This is a genomic window from Kribbella sp. NPDC031520 (genome assembly GCF_055580825.1).
In genome coordinates this window covers 57,135-79,004 of record NZ_JBVIKS010000002.1, presented here as the reverse complement: position 1 = coordinate 79,004, position 21,870 = coordinate 57,135, and the positions used below count along the sequence as shown (strand labels likewise).

Below are 21,870 nucleotides of genomic sequence, written 5' to 3'. Positions count from 1 at the left end.
CAATCTGCGGACCGATCCTGTCCGCAGGTCGTTCTACGGTGAACACATGACGACGCTTTCGCAGAACCTTCTGGACCTGTCGGACTTCGCGTGGCAGCGCCTGCGGCAGCGGGTCGAGGGCCTGACGGACGACGAGTACTTCTGGGAGCCGTTCGACGGCTGCTGGACGATCCGCAAGACCGGCAACGGGTACGTCGCGGACGACAGCAGGATCCCGCCCGCGCCGGCGCCGTTCACCACGCTCGCGTGGCGGATCACGCACATCGTCGACATTCTGCAGGAGGATCGGACAGCGACCTGGTTCGGCCACGAGCCCCGCCCGGACGACGGACAGCCGCCCACGCCGGGGTCGGCTGCGGAGGCGCTCACCGCTCTCGATCACGCGTACGCCGTTTGGCGCCGACGTCTGGCCGAGGTCACCAAGGAGGAGCTCAGCCGCCCGATGGGTGAGCCCGCGGGCGCGTACGCGGACCACGACGGCGCAGCGTTCGCCCTGCACATCCTCGACGAGTTGATCCACCACGGCGCGGAGGTCGGCACCGTCCGCGACTTCTATCAGGGCCTGCGCGCCGAGGACCCGTTCCCGGCCGTGCTCGCCGGTGAGCTCACTCCCGCGGATCGTCCCGCGCTGCTCGCCGAGGCCGCCGCGGCGCAGAGGTGGGACTTGATCGAGCGACTCGCCGACCTCGGCTTCGGCGTCAACGAACGCACGTCAGGCGGCATGACCGCCGCTCATCTCGCCGCCGGTACGGGCGAGCTCGACGTCCTGCGCTTCCTCGTCGAGCACGGCGCCGACCTGACGCTGAAGGACACCCAGTTCGACGCCGACGTCCCCGGCTGGGCCGCCTGGGCCGGGCAAACTGCGGTCACCGACTACCTCACCGAACGAACGCGGGCCTGACGTGAAGAAGGGCCTGTCTCCTGCGACAGGCCCTTCTTCGGTGACTTACTCGAGGCAGATCCGGAACGGATGCCCGGCGGGGTCGGCGTAGATCCGCCAGCCGCGCGCGTTCTCGGCCGGTGGTGGGTCCAGCGGGTCGAGGGGCTCGGCCCCGAGTGCGACCACGGTCGCGTGACCGCTGGAGAGGTCCTCGACGATCAGGTCGAGATGAAGGTCCTGCGCTTCGGTGCCGGGCCACGTGGCCGGCACGTACTCCTCCGAGCGCCGGAAGGCCAGCGCCGAGTTGCCCAGTGACGAACCGGGGCCGGTCAGGCTCCGCCAGTCCTCGTCACCGTTCTCGTCGATGTCCAGCCCCAGCAGCGCCGAGTAGAACTGGGCGAGCTCGAGTGGGTCCGGGCAGTCCAGCACCACCGAGCCGAGCCGCCCGGCAGTACTGCCCGGCTGCTCTGCCACCTGCGTCATCTGTCCTCCACAATCTGTTTCATCAACCTGCTCCTGATCCGGGGCAAGTAGGGGCAAGGCCCACTTTGTCGGAAGGCCCGGCCGCCTACGATGACAGGTCCCGGGGACAATTCGCACCTTTCGACACGCAATCTCGCGTGCTGGTCCGGTCGCTGACAGTGATAATAACTACTGAACCTCGGGTACGGCGGTAGCACGCCGGCGCTCGCCCAGCTTCCGGATCTTCGCCCGCGTACCGCAATCCTCCATCGCACACCAGCGGCGTGAACCGTTCCGGCTGCGGTCCAGGAACAGCCAGCCGCAGCCGCCGTCCGCGACCGGGCAGGCCTTCAACTGGCGCAGGTCGACGGTCCGTACCAGCTCGACCGCCGCCACCACCAAGCGGTCCGGGATCAGCTGCGCCGGCGACGTACCGACGACCAGTTCCGCGATCCCCCGCTCACGGCTCGCGTCCGGGATCAGCATCGACCGCGCGGCGGCCGCCGACCACCGCAGCATCAGGCGCTCGAACGCGGATCCCTCGCTGTGCTTGACGCCGTCCGACGCGACCACGGCATCGGACGCGCGCGGCGCGAACACGTCGTACGCCGCCTCCCGGATCTCGAGCGTCGCGTTCAGCGCCTTCGTCGCCAGCTCCGGCATCGACCGCCAGGTGCCCTCGACCGAGCTGTAGTCGCGCAGGTCGATCAGCCCGATCCGGCGCGCCCAGGCGACCAGCTCGGCGGGTGACGTGAGGTAGTCGTGCTCCGCGGCACCGCCCCGCAGCCGCGGGGTGACCGTGTTCGCCAGCTCGAGAGCAGGGTGACCGCCCACGATGCGGAACTCCGCGTGAGAACTGTCGGTCATGGATGAGATGCTACCACTGTCAGATCTTTTACTGGAATCAGGTGTCAGCATGCCTTCTCCGTCACGCCGCGCCGCCGCGGCCCTGCTCATGCTCTCCGTCGGCACCTTCTCGTACGTCACGATCGAGGTCCTGCCGATCGGTCTGCTCACCGTGATGGCCGGCGACCTGCAGCGGTCGAACTCCCAGATCGGCCTGCTCGTCTCGGGGTACGCCGTGATCGTCGTCCTCACCTCGATCCCGCTCACCCGGCTCACCCGCCGGCTCCCCCGCCGGACCGTGCTGAGCTGGACACTCGCCGTCGTCGCGGTCGCGAACCTGCTCGCCGCGGCCGCACCGACGTACGAGGTGCTCTTCGGCGCGCGACTGGTGACCGCGCTGTCCCAGGCGCTGTTCTGGTCGATCGCGCCCTCGATCGCGACCGGCCTGGTGCCGCCCGACGCCCAGGGCCGGGCAGTCGCCCGCATCTCGATCGGGGCAGCACTGGCATCGGTTCTCGGCGTACCGCTCGGCACCTGGCTGGGCGCGAACACCAGTTGGCGGATCCCGTTCCTGGTCACGGCCGGGCTGGGCGCCGCACTGTTCGCGGGCGCGATGACCTTGCTGCCGAAGGTGGAGGTGCAGGACGCGACCACACGCCGGGGCAAGGCCCCGGATGCCCGGCGGTACACCGCTGTCGTCGCCGCGGCCGCGATCGGCGTCACCGGCTTCATGACGTTCAACACGTACGTCACACCGTTCCTGCTGGACCTGTCCGGCTTCGGCCGGAACGCACTGGGCCCGGTGCTGCTCGCCAGCGGCTTGGGCGGCGTGGTGGGCGCGGCGCTCGTGGGCCGAGTGCTGGACAGCCACCCTTGGGTTGTCCTGCTGCAGGCGCTCGTCCTGGTCTCTGTGACGCTGCTCGGTCTTGCCGCCTTCGGCCAGTGGAAGGTTCCGACGGTGGCGTTCATTGCGGTGAGCGGCCTGGCCTACAGTTCGATGGCTGTTGCGCTCCAGACCCGGACGCTGCAGGTGGCGCCGATCAACACCTCGCTGGCGTCCGCAGGGATGAACTCCGCCTACAACCTGGGCATCGCCGCCGGCGCCTTCATCGGCGGCCTCCTGATCGATCACACGACTGTCCGCAGCGTGGCCGTCGTCGGCGGGTTGCTGGTGGCGGTTGCAGCTCTCGTGGTGCTGAGCGAGCCGCTGCTGGCTCGGCACCGAGAGACGATATTGAAGCCTCTTGACGTAACGTGCGCGGGCCGCGAACACTCTCGATCATGATTCCGCAGCCCACGGCGCAGCAGGCGCTTCCCGACCAGACCTTCACGCTGCAGCCCGACGCCACGATCGGCGCCGATCCCGCGGCCCGGCCGATCGCCGATCGGCTCGCCGTACTGCTCCGCCGCTCGACCGGGTACGCGCTCCCGGTGCTGGACGGCGCCGGGACCATCACGCTCACCACGTCAGGCGCCCAGGAGGGCGAGGCGTACGAGCTCCGCGCGGACGCCACCGGCGTCACCGTCATGGCCGGGACCGCCGAGGGGGTCTTCCGCGGAGTGACCACGCTCCGCCAGCTCCTGCCGGCGAAAGCCGACGCCGCGACCCAGCAGGACGGTCGGTGGGAGGTTGCCGGTACGACGATCTCCGACGCACCGCGGTACGGATACCGCGGCGTGATGCTCGACGTGACGCGGCACTTCTTCACCGTCGACCAGGTCAAGCGCTTCATCGACCTCGTGTCGCTGTACAAGATCAACCGCCTGCACCTGCACCTGTCCGACGACCAGGGCTGGCGGATCCAGGTGGACTCCTGGCCGCGGCTGACCGAGTACGGCGGCAGCCTGCAGGTCGGAGGCGGTACGGGCGGCTCGTACACGAAGGCGGAGTACGCCGAGCTCGTGCGGTACGCCGGGGAGCACTACATCACAGTCGTACCCGAGATCGACACCCCGGGGCACACGAACGCGGCGCTGGCGTCGTACGCGGAGCTCACACCGGATGGTGTCGCGCCGAAGCTCTACACCGAGACCGAGGTCGGCTTCAGCACGCTGACGGTGGAGCTGGACCGTACGTACGAATTCCTGGGCGACGTGTTCCGTGAGGTGGCAGAGCAGACGCCGGGCGACGTCGTACACCTGGGCGGGGACGAGGCGCACTCCACGCCGCACTCGGACTACCTGACGTTCGTGCCGAAGGCGGCCGAGCTGGTGGTGAAGCAGGGCAAGACGGTGATGGGCTGGCACGAGATCGCGGACGCGCCGCTGCCGGCCGGGACGCTCGTACAGTACTGGGGTACCGAGGACGAGAAGGCGCAGGCGCTCGCGGTGAAGGCCGTCGAGCAGGGTGCCACGCTGGTGCTCTCCCCCGCGAACCGGGCGTACCTGGACATGAAGTACCACGCGGAGACGCCGCTCGGGCTCGACTGGGCCGGGCTCGTCAGCGTCGAACAGGCGTACAGCTGGAACCCGGCCACGCTGATCCCGAACGTGCCGGCGAGCGCGATCGACGGCGTCGAGGCGCCGCTGTGGACCGAGACCCTCGACGACCTGGCCAAGGTCGAGTTCATGGTGTTCCCGCGGCTGCCCGGGATCGCCGAGCTCGGCTGGTCCGCGGAGCAAGCTCTTGACTGGACGGCTTACAAGGACCGCCTGGCCGAGCAGGCACCGCGCTGGGAGGTACTCGGCGTCAACTTCTACCGGGCACCCGAGATCGACTGGCGCTAACGACTGAGGACCCGGTCGAAGAGCCACGCGGTGGCCGGGTCGACATCCTGTTCGGCGACGGTGTGCTGCGTGGCGTCCGCGTCGTGGGTGTCACGCACCTCCAGCCGGTACACGTACCGGTCCGGCTGCGGCCGGCCGGAGCCGAGGTCCTTCGTGCCCAGCGCGCGGGCCGCCTCCTCCAGCCGGTCCGCGTCCGGTTGGCCGGCCGTGTCGAGTTCGCCCTGCTTGGTCAGCCCCGCGAAACCACCCGTGCGGATCACCGTCAGGATCATTTCCGTCTCCTTGCTGTTGCGCCTCGTGCAACTGTCCACAGCCGCGCGACACGCCGGGAAATTCGATCAGAATCATGCGTCCATCACCCGGCGTACCGGGCAATTGTCCTTCGTTGCCAATGTTCCCTACCTACCGCCGCCCGCGAAACAGCAGGTAGGCGCCGGATTTCCGGTTCCGGGCAGGGCCCAGGGTGCCCTGGATCGGCCGTGTACGGAGGGTAGCGATCGGCGACAATCAGCGACACGTGTTTGTGGTCACCTCTACCATCGCGCCGCAGAACGGCTACAGTTGTGGCGTTGCAGTTTTGGACTCCCTGACTTTGCTGTGCTGCATGGCCGGTCTGTCGTCTGGGACCTTTCGGCGACGCGTGGTCCATGAGGTGTGGACCACGGATTGTTAATAGCCATCGAGGAGATAGACAAATGGCTGTCGGTACTGTCAAGTGGTTCAACGCTGACAAGGGCTTCGGCTTCATCACCCCGGATGACGGTGGCGCGGACGTGTTCGCGCACTACTCGGCCATCCAGATGTCGGGCTTCCGCTCGCTGGACGAGAACCAGCGCGTCGAGTTCGAGATCACCCAGGGCCAGAAGGGCCTTCAGGCGGAGAACATCCGCGCGATCGGTTCCTGATCGCCCTTTCCAGCACACAGTGAGCGGGCCGCACACCTTCGGGTGTGCGGCCCGTTCGCCGCTCTAGCGCAGCCGCGGTATGACCTCGGTGGCGACCTTCTCCAGGACGTCCTCCGAACCGGAGTACACGCCCTCGGCGCGCGGCCAGTGCGTGATCACGTCGGTGAAGCCAAGGGCGGCGGCGCGGCCGACGGCGTCCTCGAAGGCGGCCGGGCTGGACAGCGCGTAGACCTTCGAGTCGAGGGACAGGTAGCGATCCAGGTGGCGGCCCTCGAGGAGCTCGTCGAGGCGGTGGCTGAGCTCGGCGACCGACGCGAACCAGCTGTCCAGGTCGTCACCCGCTCCCCCGGTCGTCATCCAGCCGTCACCGTGCTTCGCGGCGAACCTCAACGAACGCGGGCCGTTGCCCGCAAGGATGAACGGGACGCGCGGTTGCTGGATGCAACCGGGTAGCGTGCGGCCGTTGCGGGTCTCGAAGTACTCGCCCTTGAAGTCCACGCCATCGGTGGTGAGCAGGATGTCCAGGAGCTTCACGAACTCCTGGTAGCGGTCCTGCTTCTCCCGCGGCGCCAGGTCCGGGCCGCCTTGGATGGTCGCGTCCAGGCTGCCGCCGGCGCCGATACCGCACAGGAACCGGCCGTCGGAGACGTCGTCGATCGCGAGGATGTCGCGGGTCAACGCCAGCGGATGCCGGAAGTTCGGCGAGGTGACGAACGTGCCGAGCTTGATCGTCGACGTCACCGTCGCGGCCGCCGTCAACGTCGGCGTCGTCCCGTACCACGGCGAGTCCTGCAACCCGCTCCAGGTCAGATGGTCGTACGTCCACGCATGATCAAACCCATACCCCTCCGCCCGCCGCCACCGCCCCGCAGCCTCGCGCCACCGATACTCCGGCAAAATCCCAATCCCGAAACGCATGATCGCGAGCCTACGGTGTTGGGAAGGTGGCGAGGGAGCTGGTGCCGATGCTGCCCAGCCAGACTTGGCCGTTGCGTTCGCGGACGCCGGTGGGCATGTGGAACTGCGGGTGTTTGGCGCGGAGGTCGTGGACGAGGTCGCCGGTCTCGTCGTACGCCTGGATCTCGATGATGTCCGCGGGCTTCGGCTTCAGGGCGTCGGGCAGTGCCCAGACGAGCTTCCGGAGCACCGGATGCTTCGGCAGCAGCAGGTCGAGTACGGCGTTCCGCGGTGAGCCGACCGCGACCCAGATCAGGCCGTCCGAGCCGCGGGCGATGTTGTCGGGCAGCCCCGGGATCGTGGCGATCTGCACCGGTTCCGCGCCGTCGGTCATCAGGTCGAGCTTGTACAGCCCGTACGTCGCGGTCTCGGCCCAGAACAACGCCGTACGGTCGCTGCTGAGCGCCACCCCGTTCGGGAAGCCGCGGCAGGTCGCCAGCCGGGTCACCTCACCGTCAGGCGTACGGCGGTACACGCTGCCGGTGGTGGAGTGCTCGAGGAGGTCGGCCATCCACTCGTCGATGCCGAACCGGGTGGACGAGTCGGTGAAGTAGATCGTGCCGTCCTCGGTCACGTCGGCGTTGTTGCAGAACCGCATCGGCCGGCCGTCGATCTCGGACAGCAACGTCGCGATCCGGAGATCTTTGTCGAGCGTGAGCAGGCCACGGTTCGCGTCGCAGATCAGCACCTTGCCGTCGGGCAGCCACTCGAGGCCGAGCGGACGGCCGCCGGTGTCGGCCAGCGTGCTGATCGTCTTCCCGTCGGCGGAGACGCGCAGGATGCGGCCGTCGTACAGGCCGGTGAGGACGCTGCCGTCCTCGTCGATCAACGTGTCCTCAGGGCCGGTGCCGGGCAGCGCGACCACCTCGACGTCGACGGTCTTCGGGTGCCGAACCGGCGGCGGGGGCGGCGGAGTCCAGCGGACCGGGGCGATCGACGACTTCATGACCAGACCCTAGCGCGCTGCACCGGTCCAACCACAAACGGCTACAGCCCGGTCCAGGAGACCGGGCTGTAGCCGTTGGATGCTGCTAGTAGATGACCTCGCCACGGGCGCGACGCGCCCGCAGTTTCTCGAGGGCCTCGTCGAGGATCTCCTGGGCCTCCTGCTCGGAGCGGCGCTCCTTCACATAGGCCAGGTGGGTCTTGTAGGGCTCGATCTTCGGCGGCGGAGGCGGGTTGTTCACATCGGTGCTGGTCGGCAGACCGCACCGTGGACAGTCCCACTCCTCCGGGATGGCCGCCTCGACCGCGAACCAGGTCGCGGTCTCGTGCCCGTTCGCACAGAAGAACACGATGCGCTGCCGGGGCGCGGTGTCCCCGCGCTCCGCCTCGCCCATCGGCCCGGCACCGACCCGGCTGCCACGAATCGCACTGCCACCACCAGCCACGGGAACCTACTCCCCCTCAGCCGAGCTTGTAGAGCAGGCCGAGCGCGACGATGGCAGCGAACCAGACCAGACCGATACCGATCGTGATCCGGTCCAGGTTTCGCTCGGCGACCGAGGAGCCGCCCAGGCTGGACGACACCCCACCACCGAACAGGTCGGACAGACCGCCACCACGGCCTTTGTGCAGCAGCACGAGCAGCGTGAGCATGAGGCTGCAGACGATCACGACGATGGAGAACGCGAGTTTCACGAGGAGTAGCCTAACTGAAGGTCCAGGTAACGGCAGATGCCGGCGAACTCGTCCACCTGAAGGCTCGCACCTCCGACCAGGCAGCCGTCGACATCCGGTTGGGCCATGATGCCACCTGCACTGGCCATCTTCACCGATCCGCCGTAAAGAATCCGTACCGAGTCGGCGACCGAGGGTGAAATCGTCTCCTCGAGCCGGCCACGGATCGCGGCGATCACCTCCTGCGCGTCCTCCGGGGTGGCCACCTCGCCGGTGCCGATCGCCCACACCGGCTCGTACGCGATCACGAGCTTGCGGACGTCGTCCTGCTTCAGGCCGGCCAGCCCGGCGTCGACCTGACCGAGGCAGTGCTCGACGTGCCCGTTGGCCTTCCGGATCTCCAGACCCTCGCCGACACACATGATCGGGGTCAGGCCGGCCTCGAGCGCCTTCGCGGTCTTCGCGTTGACGACCTCGTCGGTCTCGTCGTGGTACTGCCGGCGCTCCGAGTGGCCGGTCAGCACGTACGTACAGCCGAGCTTGCTGAGCATGGTCGCCGAGATCTCGCCGGTGTACGCCCCGGAGTCGTGCGTGGACACGTCCTGGGCGCCGTACTTGATCTTCATCCGGTCACCGTCGACCAGCGTCTGCACGCTGCGGATGTCGGTGAACGGCGGCAGCACCGCCACCTCGACCCGGTCGAAGTCGTGCTTCTTGTCCTGCAGCGTCCAGCTCAGCTTCTGCAGCAGGTGCACGGCCTCGACGTGGTTGAGGTTCATCTTCCAGTTGCCCGCCATCAACGGCGTGCGGGCAGCTGTGTTGTCGGTGGCCATCTCAGTCCTCTTCCAGTACCGCGAGCCCGGGGAGCTCCTTGCCCTCCAGGTATTCGAGCGACGCGCCACCACCAGTGGAGATGTGGCCGAACGCGTCGTCGGCGAAGCCTAGCTGCCGGACGGCGGCCGCGGAGTCGCCGCCACCGACGACACTCAGCCCGTCCACCTCGGTCAACGCCTGCGCGACGGCCTTGGTTCCGCCGGCGAACGCCGCCATCTCGAAGACGCCCATCGGGCCGTTCCAGAACACGGTCTTCGCCTTCGCGACCTCGGACGCGAACGCCGTACCGGACTCCGGGCCGATGTCCAGGCCGAGCTGGTCCGCCGGGATCGCGTCGGCCGCGACCACGGTCGCCGGGGAGTCGGCCTTGAACTCGGGCGCGACCACGATGTCGGTCGGCAGCACGATCTTGTCGCCGGCCTCCTTCAGGTAGCCGCGGACGACGTCCAGCTGGTCTTCCTCGAGCAGGCTCTTGCCGACCTCGTGGCCCTGCGCCTTCAGGAACGTGAAGACCATGCCGCCACCGATCAGCAGCTTGTCGGCCTTCGCCAGCAGGTTGTCGATCACCGCGAGCTTGTCCGACACCTTCGCGCCGCCGAGTACGACGACGTACGGCCGGGCCGGGTCCTCGGTGAGCTTCTTCAGTACCTCGACCTCGGCGAGCACCAGGCCGCCGGCGGCGTGCGGGAGCTTGCGGGCCACGTCGTACACGCTGGCCTGCTTGCGGTGGACGACGCCGAAGCCGTCGCTGACGAACACGTCCGCGAGTGCGGCGAGCTCGTCGGCAAGCGCGTCCCGCTCGGCCTCGTCCTTGCTCTCCTCGCGCGGGTCGTAGCGGACGTTCTCGAGCAGGAGAACCTCGCCCTCGTCCAGCTCCTGGACGGCTTCCTGCGCGCTCTCGCCGGTGACGTCGGTGGCGAAGTGCACGGTGATGCCCTCGGGCTGCAGCAACTCGCCGAGCCGCCTGGCCACCGGGGCCAGGGTGAACTCCGGGTTCGGTTTGCCCTTCGGGCGGCCCAGGTGCGCGGTGACGATCACCTTCGCGCCGGCCTTGGCGAGCTTCACCAGGGTCGGCAGCGAGGCGCGGATCCGGCCGTCGTCGCCGATCACCTCGTTCTTGATCGGCACGTTCAGGTCGGACCGGACCAGCACCCGCCGGCCGGCCAGGTCGCCGAGATCTTCGATGGTCTTCACAGTTCAGCTTCCTCGATCAGCTTCCACGGGTGAACGAGCTTTGCGCCCGGAGACAGCACCAGCTCTCCGGACGCAAAGCTTATGGACGTGTCAGAGCGAGGCGCCGACGTGGTTGACCAGGTCGACGAGGCGGTTGGAGTAGCCCCACTCGTTGTCGTACCAGCCGACGACCTTGACCTGGTTGCCGATCACCTTCGTCAGGCCCGCGTCGAAGATGCAGGACGCCGGGTCGGTGACGATGTCGGTGGAGACGATCTCGTCCTCGGTGTAGGTCAGGTAGCCCTTCAGCGAGCCCTCGGCCGCGGCGGCCTTGTAGGCCTCCTTGACCTCGTCCACGGTGACCTCACGGCCGACGGTGACGGTCAGGTCGGTGGCCGAGCCGGTCGGCACCGGCACGCGCAGCGCGTACCCGTCCAGCTTGCCCTTGAGCTCCGGCAGCACCAGGCCGATCGCCTTCGCGGCGCCGGTCGAGGTCGGCACGATGTTCAGCGCGGCGGCGCGGGCACGGCGCAGGTCCTTGTGCGGGCCGTCCTGCAGGTTCTGGTCCTGGGTGTACGCGTGGATCGTGGTCATCAGACCCTTCTCGATCGTGAACGCGTCGTTGAGGACCTTGGCCAGCGGGGCGATGCAGTTCGTGGTGCAGGACGCGTTCGAGATCACGGTGTGCTTCTCGGCGTCGTACAGCTCGTGGTTCACGCCCATCACCACGGTCAGGTCCTCGTTCTTCGCCGGGGCGGAGATGATGACCTTCTTGGCGCCGTTGTCGGCGTGCGTCTTGGCCTTGGTGGCGTCGGTGAAGAAGCCGGTGGACTCGATCACGACGTCGGCGCCGACGTCGGACCACTTGAGGTTCGCGGGGTCGCGCTCGGCGAACGCCTTGAAGCTCTTGCCGGCGACGGTGATGTCGTCGTCGGTGGCGGAGACCTCGCCCGGGAAGCGGCCCAGGATCGAGTCGTACTTCAGCAGGTGAGCGAGGGTCTGGTTGTCGGTCAGGTCGTTGACGGCGACGACCTCGATGTCGGCACCGGCCGCCTGCGCGGCCCGGAAGAAGTTACGGCCGATGCGGCCGAAGCCGTTGATACCTACGCGTACGGTCACGGGACTACGTCTCCTCGAATCTAGCTTTGACACTGCCGCTACAGCCCGAACACTAGCCCAACAGCCCACTCGATCAACTGGTAGCGTCCAGATAAGACCACCGGTAGTTTTTCACGGCTTCAGACCAGACCACTGACTGGTACGACGAACGGCGGTTTCCGGAGCATCTCTCCGGAAACCGCCGTTCGCACTGCTGGCTACGTGAGGTTCACCCGATCACGGGAGCACGTTCACCGCGGCCCACGCCTTGTCCACCGCGGCCCGCTCCGCGCTGATCGCGCCGTACAGGTCCGTGGCGGCGTTCAGCGTCGCCGTCCGCGCACCGTGGTAGTCGGTCCGGGACGTCATGTACGTCGTCAGCGCGCGGTACCAGATCTTCTCGCCTTCGTGATGCCGATGCCGCTGACGGTGACGCCGTTGGCGGCCGGGCTGTTGTACGCGACGCCGTTGATCGTCTTCGCGCCGCTGCCCTCGGACAGCAGGTAGAAGAAGTGGTTGCCGACACTGGACGAGTAGTGCACGTTCAGCCGGCCGACGCTCTTCGACCACGCGTCCGCGCTGGACCCGTCCATCGACGGCTTGTCCATCCGCCGGATGTAGTTCACCGCCGGGTTGTAGTCGGTGAAGATCTCCTCACCCATCACGTAGTCGGGGGTGTCCTGGCTGTTGGCGGCGTACCACTCCGAAGATGTCCGAGGTCGACTCGTTCAGGCCGCCGGACTCGCCGCTGTAGCGCAGGCCGGCCGAGCGGCTGGTGACGCCGTGGCTCATCTCGTGCCCGGCGATGTCCAGTTCGACGAGCGGGCCGATCCCCTGGCTCGGGTCGCCGTCGCCGTACTTCATGCAGAAGCAGGAGTCGCTCCAGGACGCGTTGACGTACGCGCCGTCGTGAACGTACGACGTCGCGCCCTTGCCGTCGTTGGCGATGCCGTTGCGGCCGTGCACGTTCTTGTAGTAGTCCCACGTCTCGGCGATGCCGTAGTGCGCGTCGACGCCAGCAGTCTGCGCGTTCGAGTTGCTGCCGGTCCCCCAGACGTTGTCGGCGTCGGAGAAGAGCGTGCCGGCGTTGTACGTCGCGTTGCCGCCGCGGACCGGGTCGACCATCGTCCAGCTGGTACCGGACTTGGTGGTGTCGAGGCCGACGGTGCCGACGTACGGGCCGGTACCGCTGCCGAGGTCGTCGTTCATCGTGGCCCAGCTGTCGAGGACCTTGCCGTTCTGCGCGTCGACGTACGTCTCGGTGCCGGTCGGTTCGCCGTTGGCCTTGCGGCCTTCGCTCACGACCTTGTACGCGAGCTTGGACTGGCCGGCGTCCGTCACGAACACGACGAGCTGCTGTTTGCCGGCCTTCTGCTTCGAGGCCGCAGTCGCGGACGCCGCCGAGACGCAGGCTTCACGGACAGGGCGAGCTTGCCGACACCACCGGTCGTCGAACGGGCCTTGCCGGCCTTGTCCTGGTGTACGACGACGTCGCCGCCGACGACCGGCAGACCTTGGTACGTGCGGTCGAACCGGACGTGGCTGCTGCCGTCACCGTCCACGACGACATCACGGACAACCAGGTCACTGCCGTCACCGATGCCGAGCTATACGGCGTTGGCGCGGGCAGCGGCCACCGGGGACACGGCGGTGCCACCGGGTTGGGCGGCCCGCACGTTGACGGTGATGGTTACGGCGGCCAGACCGGCGATCGCGGTAGCGGCCAGACCGGCGCGATGAATGCGCTTCATGCGAACTCCCTTGGGCGGAAGACGCGCACGATCCGGGACAGGGTCGTGCGCGAATGGGCACGCACACCCTCGGCGAGCCCTCCACGAAAGGGAACCGATCAGCCTCGAAACCCCGGAATCACCGGGTAATCCTTCGGTCCGGGACGCCCGGACCTCCGCCACTCACCAACCCGCGCGCGGGTTGGGCATCCAGCGGTCGCCTACCGTGCGGACCTCACGACCCGGCCAGTTGGTGAGTGGCGGAAGTTGATGCGGTCAGCCGAGGCCGAGCGCCGGCTTCGGAGCCCGCGAGCCGGCCGCGCTTTCCTTCGCGCCGCCGGCAGCCGACTCCGGCTTGGCGACTCCGCCGAGGGGCGCCTGACCGCTGTTCAGCAGATCCCGCGCGAACGCCACGTCACCGGCCTGACCGACGCGCAGCGCCCCGGCCACCTTGCCAAGCCCGGTCTGCGGCGCCGCCTGCACCCCGTTGTCCGGCCAGTTCGCGGCGGCCGGCTCCGGGTCGGCAACCATCTTGCCCTTGTTCGCTTCCTCAGCGGCCTTGCGCGCTGCCTCCGCCTGCATCCGCTCGACCTCGCGCTTGATGCCGTCCTGGATGATCTTGTCCAGCGCCGCTTGTTCTTCTGGTGTTGTGCCCATCGGTCCTCATCTGTTCATCGGATGGAAACCCCGTGGAGAAATCCAACCAACGACGCAAGGGCTGTGTGGGCAGTGGGAGATAACGATCCGGTCAGGCCGGGTCGAGCATCTCCGGGGTGAGGTTGGCTTCGGTGTTCGGGACGCCGAGGTCGCTGGCGCGCTTGTCGGCCATCGCGAGGAGTCGGCGGATCCGGCCGGCGACGGCGTCCTTGGTCAGCGCCGGCTCGTGCAGCTGGCCGAGCTCTTCGAGGCTGGCCTGCTTGTGCTCCAGCCGCAGCTTGCCGGCCACCTGCAGGTGGTCCGGTACGTCGTCACCCAGGATCTCCAACGCCCGCTCGACGCGCGCCCCAGCGGCCACCGCGGCTCGGGCGGAGCGGCGCAGGTTCGCGTCGTCGAAGTTCGCCAGCCGGTTCGCGGTCGCGCGGACCTCGCGCCGCATCCGACGCTCCTCCCACGCCAGCACCGACTCGTGCGCACCGAGCCGCGTCAGCAAGGCGCCGATCGCGTCACCGTCGCGGATCACCACGCGGTCCACGTTCCGCACCTCGCGGGCCTTCGAACCGATCCCGAGCCGTCGCGCCGCACCGACCAGCGCGAGCGCCGCCTCCGGACCGGGGCACGTCACCTCGAGCGAGGACGACCGACCCGGCTCGGTCAGCGATCCATGCGCGAGGAACGCCCCACGCCAGGCCGCCACCGCGTCACAGGACGCACCGGAAACGACCGCGGGCGGAAGGCCCCGGACCGGACGGCCCCGGTTGTCCACGAGGCCGGTCTGCCGGGCCAGCGCGTCACCGTCCCGGACCACGCGGACGACGTACTTCGTCTGCTTGCGAATGCCTGACGGGGAAATCACCACCACGTCCGACGGGTGCCCGAAGATCTCGGCGATGTCCTTGCGCAGCCGCCGGGCCGCGGCGCCGCTGTCCAGTTCGGCCTCGACGACGATGCGTCCGGACACCAGGTGCAGCCCGCCGGCAAACCGCAGGATCGACGAGACCTCAGCCTTGCGGCAACACGGTTTCGTCACCTGAATACTGGTCAACTCGGACTTCACCTGTGTTGTCATCGCCATGAAGGCCATCCTCCCACCTGTGTCAAAGACCGTTGCCTGCTCGGGAAGCGAACGTCGGTTTGCTCCATCAGGCAGCCTCTCCTTGCGGCGAGGCAGTCCCCGTCTGATCCAGCGGACGCTGGGGCGGGGTTGACGTTTCACAGCCTGCTGCGTCGCCCGCTGGCGCGGGTCCGGTCTCCTGCATGGCTCCACGTCCTTCCACCGGGCCACTCCCGGCGGGGCTCTGTTCACTCAGGGTGTGAGTCTCGCCGAGCCTCGCGAGGTTGATTGCGGCATTCAGGTCCCGGTCGATGACCAAGCCGCAGTGTTCGCACACGTAACTGCGCTCAGCCAGCAGAAGCCTTGGCTTTCGGCTGCCGCATCTCGAGCAGGTCTTGCTGGACGGATACCAACGGTCGGCTTCGACCATTCTCGACCCGTACCAGATCGTCTTGTAGGCGAGCATGCGTCGTACCTGCGCGAGAGCGGCATCCGCCAACGCGCGGTTCAGGCCACGCTTCCGCGCACCGCCAGCGGTCCGCATACCCGAGACGTTGAGTGTCTCCACAGTGATGGTCAGGTGCTGCTGGGCGAGCCGCGTCGTGGCCTTCTGCAGAGTGTCCCGCCTGAGGCTCGCGGCCCGCGCGTGGACTTTGCCGATCAGGGCCTGGGTGCGTTGCCAGCGCTTGGACGGCGACCGTTTGTGCTTCGACTGGGGATCGTACGGGGCCTGCTGGCGTGAGGCTTTGCGTTGCAGCGCGCGCAGCCGAACCTGTGCCTTGGCGAGGCTCCGGGGCGCAGGCACCCGCTCGACCTCAGTCCCGTCTGGAGTGGCGACCACCAGCAGATCTCTCACACCGACATCCACACCCACCACGGCATGCCGTATACCCACGTGCGCCGGACGAGCACTGGTGCGTTGTACGAGTGTCTGGAAGGAGACGTGCCAGCGCCCATCACTGTCCCTGGCGACCGTCGAAAGCACCCGCGCTGTCCCGCTCTCGATGCAGAGTGCGAGTTTCCGTGTGGACTCGTGCGTGCGGATCCTGCCGAGCCTGGGAAGGTTGACGTGATGCCGGTCTGGCTCGAGCCGGATCGGACCCGTGGTGAACCGCACGCTCGCGCGCGCCCGCTTGCTGTGGAAGCGTGGAAACCCAACTGGCTGCCCAGCACGTCCGCCTCCGCGGGACTTCGACCACGCCTCCAGTGACCTCGCAAGGGAATCCAGGCCGGTGTTGTATGCCTCCTTGGAGTTCTCCTTCCACCACGGCGCCGCCGAGTTCTTGCGCGCGTTCCACACCTTGCGCAGCGCCGGCAGCGACCATCCCAGGCCTGGGGTCAGGTCAGCGTCAGCAACGCCGTACGACCTCTCGGCGGCCCGCTGGTCCAGCACCGCCTTCACCAGTCTGAGCATGTGGTTGCGAGCGAACCTTGCCGCCCCAGCATGAGAAGTCAGGCTGCGCTCCTGGGCGGGCGTGGGATCCAGCGCGTATCGGTATGCCTGCACCACCCAACCGTCCGGAATCTTGAACCGCGCCATCTCATTACCCTCCCATCGACCACCGACAACCACGGCCGCTCGCAGACCCAGTCAGTCGCTTCATCACTCTCGCGACGGAACGCAAGCAGCGTTCGGGCTCGATCACTCCAACGGAGGCGGCGAAGATCCGTTACGAGAACTGCAACCTTTCGGCGGACTGAGTGCGTTACTCCGGCGACGTTCCGAGAGGAGGGGTATGAAGGCACCGGACGACGCCGAGTTCGCCGCGACCACGATCCGGCGGCTGCGCAGAACGGCGTACCTGATGTGCGGCGACTGGCACCGGGCGGAGGACGCGGCGCAGGACCCGCTGGTGAAGGTGTACCGCCGCTGGCACCGCATCGACCGCACCCAAGGGCTGAACAGCTACGCGCACCAGTGCCTGGTCACGGCCGTGTTCGACCAGTCCAGGAAGCCGTGGCGCCGGGAGCGGCTCCTCGACACCGACGAGAAGATCGCGCCGCAGCCCGATCCGGTCGGCACCGTCGAGGACCGGATGCTCGTCGTCGAGGCGCTCGCCTCGCGCCGGCAACCAGGTGGAGGCGATGTTCCTGTTACCGGACCAGTCCATCGTCAGCACCTGTGCGTTGATGAAGGTCGGGCAGGCGCAGTCCTACGGACGGGTCAGCACGAAGCCTGAGGCCACCTCGGGGCCGACACCGACCGGGGCGGCCGCGAACCGGGTTCCGGACGGTGTCCGCGAGGTTCTGGTCGATCTCGACGGCGAGACCGAGCCGCGGCAGGCACTCCTCGGCGAGAACGGCTACTACTCGCTCGGGTTCGACGACAACGGCAGGGCCGGGCAGCTGCGACAGGTCCGCGGGTACGACGCCGAAGGGCGCAGGATCTTCGAGTACCAGGGCCCATCACTTCCGACCGCAGCGACCGAACGGCCGGCCGGCCCGGACGACGTCACGGTCAAGACCGCCGAGCCGATCACGCCGAACGTCGTACTCACGAAAGACCCGTTGACCGGGAAGGCTCTCGCTCCCCGCCGCCGGTCAGTCCGCTGACCGACGAGCAGATCACCAGGCGCTGCCGTGGCGTGGACGACATCTACTTCAGTGGCAGCAGCAGAGAGCCTGATCCGCGGGTCAAGGCGGCCGGCCCGGTCACGAAGGACTGGCAGGTCGCGCTCAAGACGGGCACCGGCGACAAGCTCACCGCCGTACTGATCTCACCGGACAAGAAGGTGTACGCGTGGTGCCACATGCTGGCGGCCACGGCGAAGGGCGCGTACGACTACACGCGGAGCGCCGTACAGGCGGACGGGAAGTTCGCCGACACCTTCACCTTCGGCATGGTGCCGGACGGCGTCGCGCAGCTCGTCGTCGACCTGCCGAAACAGGGCCCGACCCGCGCGCTGATCTCGAACGGCTACTACATCTGGGGCCTCACCGGCGGGAACTCCGACGTCCAGAGCGTCCGGATCCGCGGGTACGACGCCCAGGGCAAGCAGGTGTACACCGCCAAGAAGGACGTCGACGCCGATTTCGATTAGCTGAAGATCTCCCGGTAGACCTTGGCCAGCTTGTCCGGGGCGTGGTGCAGGTCGCGTTCGTCGTCGGCGATGTCGGCGATCACGAGCTCGGCCCCGAGGGACTCTGCGGTACGGCGGAGCGACTCGGGGTCGGGCACGCGACCTACGTCGGCGAGGACGACGTCGATGCGCAGGTCCGGGGCGTGACCGGCCAGCACCTCCAGGTGGGTCTCGGGCGAGAACCCGTCGGTCTCACCCTTCTGCTCCCCCAGGTTCAGCGTGAGGAGCCGGCGAGCGCTGGTCTGCTCGAGGCCGCGGCACAGCGCGGGAACCAGCAGGTTCGGGATCACCGACGTGAACCACGACCCGGGGCCGACGACGACCCAGTCCGCTTCCGCAATCGCCACCAACGCTTCCGGACAGGCCGGCGGGTCCGCCGGATCGAGCGCCACGTCGACGACATGTCCCGCCGTCGACGCGACCTCGGCCTGGCCGCGGATCTCGGTGATCGCCTCCGGATGCGCCGGGTCCAGCCCGAGCACGCGCGCGGTGATGTCCAGCGGTACGGACGACATCGGCAGCACCCGGCCCTCCGCACCCAGCAACCGTGCAACCCAGTCGAGCCCGTCGACGGCCTCGCCGAGCAGCTCCCACAACGCCACGATCAGCAGGTTGCCAACCGCGTGGTCGTGCAGCTCACCGTTGCTGCGGAAGCGATGCTGCAGTACGTCGGCCCACGTCCGGCCCCACTCGTCGTCGCGGCACAACGCGGCCAGCGCCATCCGCAGATCCCCGGGCGGCAGTACGCCGAGCTCCTGGCGCAGCCGCCCGGACGAGCCGCCGTTGTCGGCGACCGTGACGACCGCCGTCAGCTGGTCGGTGACGTGCCGGAGCGCGGACAGAGACGCGGCCAGACCGTGTCCCCCACCTAGTGCAACTACCCGTGGGGCTCTCGTCGTCACTCGCGTCCCAGATCCCGGTGTACCACCAACGTCGGTGAGCCCTTCTCGCGCAGCCTGCGGGCGATCTCCTCGGCCATCGCGACGCTGCGGTGCTTACCTCCGGTGCAGCCGATCGCGACGGTGACGAAGCGCTTGCCCTCGTTCAGGTAGCCGGTCCGCAGGGTGTCCAGTACGTCCACGTAGTTCTCGAGGAACTGCTGGGCCAGCGGATGGCCGAGCACGAAGTCTGACACAGGCTTGTCCTGCCCGGTCATCGGGCGCAGGTCGGGCTGCCAGTACGGGTTCGGGATGAAGCGCATGTCGGCGACCACGTCAGCGTCCACCGGGATGCCGTACTTGAACCCGAACGAGACCACGGTCGCGCGCAGCTCGGCGTTCTCCTCGTCGCCGAAGGCGTTCACGATCTTCGCGGCGAGCTGGTGGATGTTCAGGCTGGAGGTGTCGATCACCAGGTCGGCGCCGGCCCGGATGTCGCCGAGCAGTTCGCGTTCGCGCTGGATGCCGTCGAGCAGCCGGCCCTCGCCCTGCAGCGGGTGCGGCCGGCGGACGCTCTCCTGCCGGCGCACGATCACGTCGTCGGACGCCTCCAGGAACAGCGTCAGCGGCCGGTACCCCTTCAGCCGCAGGTCGTGGATGGCCGAGCTCAGCTCGTCGAAGAACAGGCCGGTACGGACGTCGACGACGACGGCCAGCCGCGGCGCCGCGCCGGTACCGACCACCTGCTCGACGATTGTGGTCAGGAACATCGGCGGCAGGTTGTCCACCACGAACCAGCCGAGGTCCTCGAGTACGTCCGCGACCGAGCTGCGGCCCGCGCCGGACATCCCGGACACGATGATCAGGTTGCCGCCCGTGTCGTCCATCAGTTCTCTGTTCTCCCTGGGTCCCCGTCGGGCGCCCCGGCAGGCGCCGGGACGTCGTCGCCCAGTATCTCGCCTGTCGCGGTGTTGACCGACGGAGCCCGGCCGGTTTCCGCCTTCGTTGCGGCAGCGTTAACCGCCAGTACGACCGACTCCGCCAGCCGCGGCCCGAAACCGGGGAGATCGGCCACCTCGCCGACGGTGGCGGCCCGCAACTTCTTCAGCGACCCGAAGTGCCGCAGCAAGGTCTTCCGCCGCACCTCGCCCAGCCCCGGGACCTCGTCGAGGGTGCTCTCCACCATCGACTTCGACCGCCGGTTGCGGTGGTGCGTGATGGCGAACCGGTGCGCCTCGTCGCGGAGGCGCTGCAACAGGTACAGGCCTTCGGAGGTCCGCGAGAAGATGACCGGGTCCTCCTCGTCCGGTACCCATACCTCTTCCAGGCGCTTGGCCAGGCCGACGACCGGGATGTCCCCGACGCCCAGCTCGTCCATCGCCTGACGGGCCGCCGCCACCTGAGGTGGACCACCGTCGACGACCACCAGCCCCGGCGCGTACGCGAACTTCTTCGCGCGACCGGTCTCGGGATCGATCAGCGCGGCGTTGGGATCGTCGTCGGTCATCGTGGCGCGTTCGTCGAGGAGGCGTTTGAAGCGGCGGGTGAGGACCTCGGCGATCGAGGCGACGTCGTTCTGGCCGTCGACACCCTTGATCACGAACCGCCGGTACTCGCTCTTACGCGGCAGGCCGTCCTCGAAGACGACCATCGACGCCACCACCTCGGTGCCCTGCAGGTTCGAGATGTCGTAGCACTCCAGCCGCAGCGGCGCCTCGGGCAGGTCGAGCGCGGCCTGGATCTCCTCCAGCGCCTGGTTCCGGGTGGTCAGGTCGCTGGCCCGCTTGGTCTTGTGCATGGTCAGCGTCTGCAGCGCGTTCCGCTCGACGGTCTCCATCAGCGCCTTCTTGTCGCCGCGCTGCGGGACCCGGATCGACACCCGCGCGCCGCGGATCCGCTCCAGCCACTCGGTCAGCGCGTCCGCGTCCTCCGGCATGGTCGGGACCAGGATCTCCCGCGGGATCGCGTCCACCGAGTCGTCGGCGTACATCTGCTGGATGAACCGGGACACCAGATCGCCGGTGGACGCCGTACCGTCGGCCTTGTCGGCGATCCAGCCGCGCTCACCGCGGATCCGGCCGCCGCGGACGTAGAAGATCTGGACCGCGACCTCGAGCGGGTCCTCGCTGAGCGCGATCACGTCGGTGTCGGTGCCGTCGCCGAGGACCACCGCGTTCTTCGCCAGCGCCTTCTCCAGGGCGGCCAGGTCGTCGCGGATCTTCGCGGCCCGCTCGTACTCGAGCTCGGCGGCCGCGGCCTTCATCTCCTTCTCCAGCCGGCGTACGTACGTCGCCGTCTGGCCGGACAGGAACGCGGCGAAGTCGTCGACGATCTTGCGGTGCTCCTCCTGCGACACCTGACCGGTGCAGGGCGCGGCGCACTTGCCGATGTACCCGAGCAGGCAGGGGCGGCCGATCTGGCGGTGCCGGTTGAACACGCCCTTGCTGCACGAGCGCATCGGGAACACCCGGAGCAGCAGGTCGACGGTCTCGCGGATCGCCCAGGCGTGGCTGTACGGACCGAAGTACTTCACGCCCTTCTTCTTCTGGCCGCGGCCGACCATCACCCGCGGGTAGTCCTCGTTGAGGGTGATCGCGAGCCACGGGTACGACTTGTCGTCGCGGTACTTCACGTTGAAGCGCGGGTCGTACTCCTTGATCCAGGAGTACTCCAGCTGCAGCGACTCGACTTCGGTGGCGACGACCGTCCACTCGACCTTCGAGGCCGTCGTCACCATCGCCTGCGTCCGCGGGTGCAGGTTCACCAGGTCCTGGAAGTACGACGACAACCGGGCCCGGAGGTTCTTCGCCTTGCCGACGTAGATCACCCGCCCGGCGGAGTCGCTGAAGCGGTAGACGCCGGGTGAGTCCGGGATCGACCCCGGAGCGGGACGGTAGGAGGACGGATCAGCCACCCAACCACCCTAGTTCGGCCCACCGACAAACCCGGAATCGGGAAAAAGTCTCTAC

The 21,870-nt window shown here is 68.3% G+C and carries 25 protein-coding genes and 1 pseudogene; 7 read left to right on the top strand and 19 right to left on the bottom strand.

The window, feature by feature from the left end; genetic code table 11:
• Positions 1–46 precede the first annotated feature (46 nt).
• Positions 47–901, top strand: a complete 855-nt coding sequence (locus ACZ5BU_RS08930) for a DinB family protein (protein ID WP_465696871.1) — start codon at positions 47–49, stop codon at positions 899–901.
• A 45-nt stretch (positions 902–946) separates the two neighbouring features.
• Here ACZ5BU_RS08930 and ACZ5BU_RS08925 read toward each other — a convergent pair whose 3' ends face one another.
• Positions 947–1,363, bottom strand: coding sequence for a VOC family protein (locus tag ACZ5BU_RS08925; RefSeq protein WP_465696870.1), 417 nt, complete (start codon positions 1,361–1,363; stop codon positions 947–949).
• A 168-nt stretch (positions 1,364–1,531) separates the two neighbouring features.
• A complete protein-coding gene (locus ACZ5BU_RS08920; protein ID WP_465696868.1) occupies positions 1,532–2,209 on the bottom strand; it encodes a CGNR zinc finger domain-containing protein in 678 nt (225 codons plus the stop codon).
• 49 nt (positions 2,210–2,258) lie between these two features.
• Between ACZ5BU_RS08920 and ACZ5BU_RS08915 the strand changes: the two genes are divergently transcribed.
• Positions 2,259–3,473, top strand: a complete 1,215-nt coding sequence (locus ACZ5BU_RS08915) for an MFS transporter (RefSeq protein ID WP_465696866.1) — start codon at positions 2,259–2,261, stop codon at positions 3,471–3,473.
• Entirely contained in the window at positions 3,470–4,915 is a 1,446-nt protein-coding gene (locus tag ACZ5BU_RS08910) for a family 20 glycosylhydrolase (protein ID WP_465696864.1), read from the top strand. The genes ACZ5BU_RS08915 and ACZ5BU_RS08910 overlap by 4 nt, the downstream gene beginning before the upstream one ends.
• Here ACZ5BU_RS08910 and ACZ5BU_RS08905 read toward each other — a convergent pair.
• The gene (locus ACZ5BU_RS08905) at positions 4,912–5,187 is read right to left on the bottom strand and encodes a protealysin inhibitor emfourin (protein ID WP_465696862.1); all 276 of its coding nucleotides are present in this window, start codon (positions 5,185–5,187) and stop codon (positions 4,912–4,914) included. The two genes, ACZ5BU_RS08910 and ACZ5BU_RS08905, sit on opposite strands and share 4 nt — an antisense overlap.
• A 423-nt stretch (positions 5,188–5,610) precedes the next feature.
• Here ACZ5BU_RS08905 and ACZ5BU_RS08900 point away from each other — a divergent pair, with 423 nt between their 5' ends.
• Complete coding sequence (locus tag ACZ5BU_RS08900; protein WP_130385526.1) at positions 5,611–5,820, top strand: cold-shock protein; 210 nt, start codon at positions 5,611–5,613, stop codon at positions 5,818–5,820.
• A 63-nt stretch (positions 5,821–5,883) separates the two neighbouring features.
• On the opposite strand, the gene ACZ5BU_RS08895 is transcribed toward ACZ5BU_RS08900, so the two are convergent.
• From ACZ5BU_RS08895 to tnpB, 13 genes and pseudogenes are all read right to left on the bottom strand, one after another.
• Entirely contained in the window at positions 5,884–6,738 is an 855-nt protein-coding gene (locus ACZ5BU_RS08895; protein WP_465696859.1) for an LLM class flavin-dependent oxidoreductase, read from the bottom strand.
• Positions 6,739–6,748: 10 nt separating this feature from the next.
• On the bottom strand, positions 6,749–7,723 hold the full coding sequence (locus tag ACZ5BU_RS08890) for an SMP-30/gluconolactonase/LRE family protein (RefSeq protein ID WP_465696857.1): 975 nt from the start codon (positions 7,721–7,723) through the stop codon (positions 6,749–6,751).
• An 85-nt stretch (positions 7,724–7,808) separates the two neighbouring features.
• Positions 7,809–8,168 carry an RNA polymerase-binding protein RbpA gene (locus ACZ5BU_RS08885; protein ID WP_141860545.1) on the bottom strand — a complete coding sequence of 120 codons (360 nt, stop codon included), beginning with the start codon at positions 8,166–8,168 and terminating at the stop codon, positions 7,809–7,811.
• Positions 8,169–8,184: 16 nt separating this feature from the next.
• Complete coding sequence (secG, locus tag ACZ5BU_RS08880) at positions 8,185–8,418, bottom strand: preprotein translocase subunit SecG (protein WP_360140486.1); 234 nt, start codon at positions 8,416–8,418, stop codon at positions 8,185–8,187.
• The gene (tpiA, locus tag ACZ5BU_RS08875; RefSeq protein WP_465696854.1) at positions 8,415–9,230 is read right to left on the bottom strand and encodes a triose-phosphate isomerase; all 816 of its coding nucleotides are present in this window, start codon (positions 9,228–9,230) and stop codon (positions 8,415–8,417) included. Before tpiA ends, secG begins: the two co-directional genes overlap by 4 nt.
• A 1-nt stretch (position 9,231) precedes the next feature.
• Positions 9,232–10,425: a phosphoglycerate kinase gene (locus ACZ5BU_RS08870; protein WP_465696853.1), complete on the bottom strand. Its 1,194-nt coding sequence runs from the start codon at positions 10,423–10,425 to the stop codon at positions 9,232–9,234.
• A gap of 90 nt (positions 10,426–10,515) precedes the next feature.
• Positions 10,516–11,523: a type I glyceraldehyde-3-phosphate dehydrogenase gene (gap, locus tag ACZ5BU_RS08865; protein ID WP_465696851.1), complete on the bottom strand. Its 1,008-nt coding sequence runs from the start codon at positions 11,521–11,523 to the stop codon at positions 10,516–10,518.
• A 216-nt stretch (positions 11,524–11,739) separates the two neighbouring features.
• Positions 11,740–12,711, bottom strand: a pseudogene (locus tag ACZ5BU_RS08860) (M4 family metallopeptidase).
• A gap of 128 nt (positions 12,712–12,839) precedes the next feature.
• Entirely contained in the window at positions 12,840–13,064 is a 225-nt protein-coding gene (locus tag ACZ5BU_RS08855) for a hypothetical protein (RefSeq protein ID WP_465696849.1), read from the bottom strand.
• Positions 13,065–13,109: 45 nt separating this feature from the next.
• Positions 13,110–13,253 (bottom strand): hypothetical protein, encoded by a 144-nt coding sequence (locus tag ACZ5BU_RS08850; RefSeq protein WP_465696847.1) that lies wholly within the window; start codon positions 13,251–13,253, stop codon positions 13,110–13,112.
• A 255-nt stretch (positions 13,254–13,508) separates the two neighbouring features.
• Complete coding sequence (locus ACZ5BU_RS08845; RefSeq protein ID WP_465696846.1) at positions 13,509–13,889, bottom strand: hypothetical protein; 381 nt, start codon at positions 13,887–13,889, stop codon at positions 13,509–13,511.
• Between the two features lie 91 nt (positions 13,890–13,980).
• The gene (gene whiA / locus ACZ5BU_RS08840) at positions 13,981–14,964 is read right to left on the bottom strand and encodes a DNA-binding protein WhiA (RefSeq protein ID WP_465696844.1); all 984 of its coding nucleotides are present in this window, start codon (positions 14,962–14,964) and stop codon (positions 13,981–13,983) included.
• A 67-nt stretch (positions 14,965–15,031) separates the two neighbouring features.
• Entirely contained in the window at positions 15,032–16,483 is a 1,452-nt protein-coding gene (tnpB, locus tag ACZ5BU_RS08835; RefSeq protein WP_465696842.1) for an IS607 family element RNA-guided endonuclease TnpB, read from the bottom strand.
• Between the two features lie 196 nt (positions 16,484–16,679).
• Here tnpB and ACZ5BU_RS08830 point away from each other — a divergent pair, with 196 nt between their 5' ends.
• Genes ACZ5BU_RS08830 through ACZ5BU_RS08820 form a run of 3 tightly spaced genes read left to right on the top strand, consistent with a single transcriptional unit; the run spans position 16,680 to position 17,984 of the window.
• The gene (locus ACZ5BU_RS08830) at positions 16,680–17,123 is read left to right on the top strand and encodes a sigma factor (RefSeq protein WP_465696840.1); all 444 of its coding nucleotides are present in this window, start codon (positions 16,680–16,682) and stop codon (positions 17,121–17,123) included.
• Positions 17,074–17,496 (top strand): hypothetical protein, encoded by a 423-nt coding sequence (locus ACZ5BU_RS08825; protein WP_465696838.1) that lies wholly within the window; start codon positions 17,074–17,076, stop codon positions 17,494–17,496. Before ACZ5BU_RS08830 ends, ACZ5BU_RS08825 begins: the two co-directional genes overlap by 50 nt.
• A gap of 32 nt (positions 17,497–17,528) precedes the next feature.
• Positions 17,529–17,984, top strand: a complete 456-nt coding sequence (locus tag ACZ5BU_RS08820) for a hypothetical protein (RefSeq protein ID WP_465696836.1) — start codon at positions 17,529–17,531, stop codon at positions 17,982–17,984.
• Here the strand turns inward: ACZ5BU_RS08820 and ACZ5BU_RS08815 are convergent.
• From ACZ5BU_RS08815 to uvrC, 3 genes are read right to left on the bottom strand one after another with little or no spacing between them, the layout of a single operon-like run.
• Positions 17,981–18,925: a gluconeogenesis factor YvcK family protein gene (locus ACZ5BU_RS08815; protein WP_465696835.1), complete on the bottom strand. Its 945-nt coding sequence runs from the start codon at positions 18,923–18,925 to the stop codon at positions 17,981–17,983. The two genes, ACZ5BU_RS08820 and ACZ5BU_RS08815, sit on opposite strands and share 4 nt — an antisense overlap.
• Positions 18,922–19,788, bottom strand: a complete 867-nt coding sequence (rapZ, locus tag ACZ5BU_RS08810) for an RNase adapter RapZ (RefSeq protein WP_141860527.1) — start codon at positions 19,786–19,788, stop codon at positions 18,922–18,924. The genes ACZ5BU_RS08815 and rapZ overlap by 4 nt, the downstream gene beginning before the upstream one ends.
• Positions 19,788–21,815, bottom strand: coding sequence for an excinuclease ABC subunit UvrC (uvrC, locus tag ACZ5BU_RS08805; RefSeq protein ID WP_465696833.1), 2,028 nt, complete (start codon positions 21,813–21,815; stop codon positions 19,788–19,790). Before uvrC ends, rapZ begins: the two co-directional genes overlap by 1 nt.
• Positions 21,816–21,870 lie beyond the last annotated feature (55 nt).

Bases quoted from the DNA above. Each gene is read 5' to 3' on its own strand.
- ACZ5BU_RS08925 (WP_465696870.1), bottom strand. From the start codon at position 1,363: ATGACGCAGGTGGCAGAGCAGCCGGGCAGTACTGCCGGGCGGCTCGGC.
- ACZ5BU_RS08905 (WP_465696862.1), bottom strand. From the start codon at position 5,187: ATGATCCTGACGGTGATCCGCACGGGTGGTTTCGCGGGGCTGACCAAG.
- tpiA (WP_465696854.1), bottom strand. From the start codon at position 9,230: ATGGCCACCGACAACACAGCTGCCCGCACGCCGTTGATGGCGGGCAAC.
- whiA (WP_465696844.1), bottom strand. From the start codon at position 14,964: ATGGCGATGACAACACAGGTGAAGTCCGAGTTGACCAGTATTCAGGTG.
- ACZ5BU_RS08890 (WP_465696857.1), bottom strand. From the start codon at position 7,723: ATGAAGTCGTCGATCGCCCCGGTCCGCTGGACTCCGCCGCCCCCGCCG.
- rapZ (WP_141860527.1), bottom strand. From the start codon at position 19,788: ATGGACGACACGGGCGGCAACCTGATCATCGTGTCCGGGATGTCCGGC.
- ACZ5BU_RS08830 (WP_465696840.1), top strand. From the start codon at position 16,680: ATGAAGGCACCGGACGACGCCGAGTTCGCCGCGACCACGATCCGGCGG.
- ACZ5BU_RS08825 (WP_465696838.1), top strand. From the start codon at position 17,074: ATGAAGGTCGGGCAGGCGCAGTCCTACGGACGGGTCAGCACGAAGCCT.
- ACZ5BU_RS08845 (WP_465696846.1), bottom strand. From the start codon at position 13,889: ATGGGCACAACACCAGAAGAACAAGCGGCGCTGGACAAGATCATCCAG.
- ACZ5BU_RS08850 (WP_465696847.1), bottom strand. From the start codon at position 13,253: ATGAAGCGCATTCATCGCGCCGGTCTGGCCGCTACCGCGATCGCCGGT.
- ACZ5BU_RS08895 (WP_465696859.1), bottom strand. From the start codon at position 6,738: ATGCGTTTCGGGATTGGGATTTTGCCGGAGTATCGGTGGCGCGAGGCT.
- ACZ5BU_RS08930 (WP_465696871.1), top strand. From the start codon at position 47: ATGACGACGCTTTCGCAGAACCTTCTGGACCTGTCGGACTTCGCGTGG.
- tnpB (WP_465696842.1), bottom strand. From the start codon at position 16,483: ATGGCGCGGTTCAAGATTCCGGACGGTTGGGTGGTGCAGGCATACCGA.
- ACZ5BU_RS08915 (WP_465696866.1), top strand. From the start codon at position 2,259: ATGCCTTCTCCGTCACGCCGCGCCGCCGCGGCCCTGCTCATGCTCTCC.
- ACZ5BU_RS08920 (WP_465696868.1), bottom strand. From the start codon at position 2,209: ATGACCGACAGTTCTCACGCGGAGTTCCGCATCGTGGGCGGTCACCCT.
- ACZ5BU_RS08900 (WP_130385526.1), top strand. From the start codon at position 5,611: ATGGCTGTCGGTACTGTCAAGTGGTTCAACGCTGACAAGGGCTTCGGC.
- ACZ5BU_RS08910 (WP_465696864.1), top strand. From the start codon at position 3,470: ATGATTCCGCAGCCCACGGCGCAGCAGGCGCTTCCCGACCAGACCTTC.